Here is a 2,455-nt window from a genome sequence, read left to right as displayed (position 1 = left end):
GCCTTGCGGGCAAATTGCTCCAATTCCTTTTTATTCATCGTCTATCCTTTTAAAAATCTAATGATAGACATTTACACAGTTAGTGGGACAGTCTCAAACACTGCGAAGTCAATGAAATCGAATCAGTTATTCCATCGAAGAAAAGCCGCGCTCAACCTCGCGATCATGACAAAAACTGTATCAATACCGGCATATAGAGGAGCTACCTACCCTGACATACGTATCCATTCATCTTCCCAATTGTTGAATTGCTCAGCTGGTATTGGCATACTAACCAGATAACCTTGCGCCACTTCACCCCCCATCGTTGCCAAGAGGTCCCATACAGCTTGATTATCCACTCCTTCTGCCACCACTTCCAAACCCAGATTATGTGCAAGTTCAATGGTTGAACGCACAATCACAGCCGAATTGTTGTTTGTAGCCATTGGCATGACAAATGACTGATCAATCTTGATTGAATCTACAGGCAACTTTTGCAAATAACTCAGACTAGAATATCCCGTGCCAAAGTCATCAATGAATAACCGAATGCCGAGTTTCTTTAGTTTAGTCAACGCATCCAATGCCACCGAAGGTTCTTCCATCAAGACACTCTCTGTCAATTCAAACTGAATTAGTTCAGGACTAATACTCCAGGTGGAAAAAAGATCTTGAATGCGATCGACGAGTAACGGATCGTACAAATCATGCACGGACAAATTCACTGCCAGCGGCCGCTCTAGACCCTCTTTATACCAGGCATGACTTTGTCTAAAAACGGCATCAAGCATCCAATGGGTCAAAGGAGTAATCAAACCGGCATACTCAGCAAGCTTGATGAATTCCATAGTTGAGAGCATGCCATGTACGGGATGTTGCCAACGCACCAAAGCTTCGGCTCCACATACGCGCTGCGACGCAATATCGACCTTAGGCTGACAATACAATAATAACTCATTTTGCTTTATCGCCTGACGTAAATCTCCAATTAGGGATAAGCGCCGGGCACATTCTTGCTCCCGCCCCCCTTTGTACAGCGCATAACCGCCTCGAGCGAGACAAACATCATTGGTTGCGGCATTGGCACGCCGCAGCAAAGTATCAGCCTCGTTGGCGTGCTCAGGGTAAAGGGCAATGCCTATACTGACGCGCGGATCGATCATCAGCCCCGCCACTTCCACAGAATCATGCAAGACTTTAGCAAGCCGTTGTGCAACTCGAATGGCATAATCAGCCTCTTCGGTGTGCAAGAACAAGGCAAACTCGCTTTCTCCCACTCGGGCCAGAAAGTCGCTTTCTTTCAGGGTATGCTTCAAGCGTTGAGTTAACTGTTGCAGCAATTGATCACCGGAGCGATAGCCCAGGACTTGGTTGATTCCACGCAAACGGACAATATTTAGATGCAACAGAGCGAGGGCATGATGTTGTTGTTTTGCAGTGTGAATAGCATCTTGTAAGCGCTCAAGCATGAAGGTACGATTGGGTAATTCGGTTAGGGGGTCATAGTAGGCTAGACGAGCTATAGTAGCCTCGGCTGCCTGATGCTGGATACGCATGCGAAGGTTGGCAACGCCATACGCCAGATCATCGGCTAATTCGCTGAGCAAGCTGACCTCTTCGTCATCAAAAGCATCAGGTTCTGTTGCACCCATAACCAAGGCACCAAGTACTTCTCCGCTTGCATGTAGAGGAAAAGCGGTAACTGCAGCATAGCCTGACTTGATTGCATTTTCACGCAGGGGTATATAAGCGGGAGCTTCATAGAGTGAATCGGTGAGAATGCGCCTGCCAACGCAGGGCTGATTGGTGCGAATCGCAGTGGCAACCGCCGAACGATCCATTTCTGTATCACTCCAAGAGTAATTAAGCGTTTCCATGAACGCTTTATCTATACCGATTGTTTCCATCCAGCGGATACTTTTGTCTTTATCGTGCTCCGCATATGCGACGGCAGCAAAACGATATCCCCCTTTTTTTACGATGACCTGGCACATATCGTACAGCAGTTCTTGCTCGTCAGAAGCGTGCAATAAAGTACGATTGCCCGCGCTCAAAGTTTTAAGGGCACAGACAGCTCGCTCGAATTTTGTTAGCAATTGTTCATCCGTTGCCACTGAATTCGAATTGTCTTTATTCGACTTATTAATACTGTATGTCATATATGGCTTATGGTCGATTTGTGGGCAGTAAAATTTATTACCGCATGGGACAGTATAAAAATATCCATGCTAAACGCAGTACCAACTTACCAAGCATATCATCTTCACTAAAAATTCTTTAATTGCGTCATTCATCATTGTTTCCTCACGTTGTTTATCGTTAATTAGAGAATTATTGTAACCGTTGATGAGCAGACCCTGGTCTCTGATATTCCTTCTCGTGCGCCCATTCTTCGAAAGTATCTATTGTTGATACTAACGAAGCTTGAGCATGTTTGGAATGCATTCCGGTCATCAGAAGTGGTGATGAATAG

General features: G+C 45.7%; 1 protein-coding gene. It reads right to left on the bottom strand.

From position 1 onward, the window contains the following. Positions 1-206: 206 nt before the first annotated feature. A complete protein-coding gene (locus tag BMY60_RS14940) occupies positions 207-2,141 on the bottom strand; it encodes a putative bifunctional diguanylate cyclase/phosphodiesterase (RefSeq protein ID WP_090334696.1) in 1,935 nt (644 codons plus the stop codon). Positions 2,142-2,455 lie beyond the last annotated feature (314 nt).

The sequence above is a fragment of the Nitrosomonas sp. Nm51 genome, from assembly GCF_900111165.1.
Taxonomy (GTDB): domain Bacteria; phylum Pseudomonadota; class Gammaproteobacteria; order Burkholderiales; family Nitrosomonadaceae; genus Nitrosomonas.
Note: the sequence above shows the minus strand (reverse complement) of the source record. Positions and strands in the feature narration are given on the sequence as shown.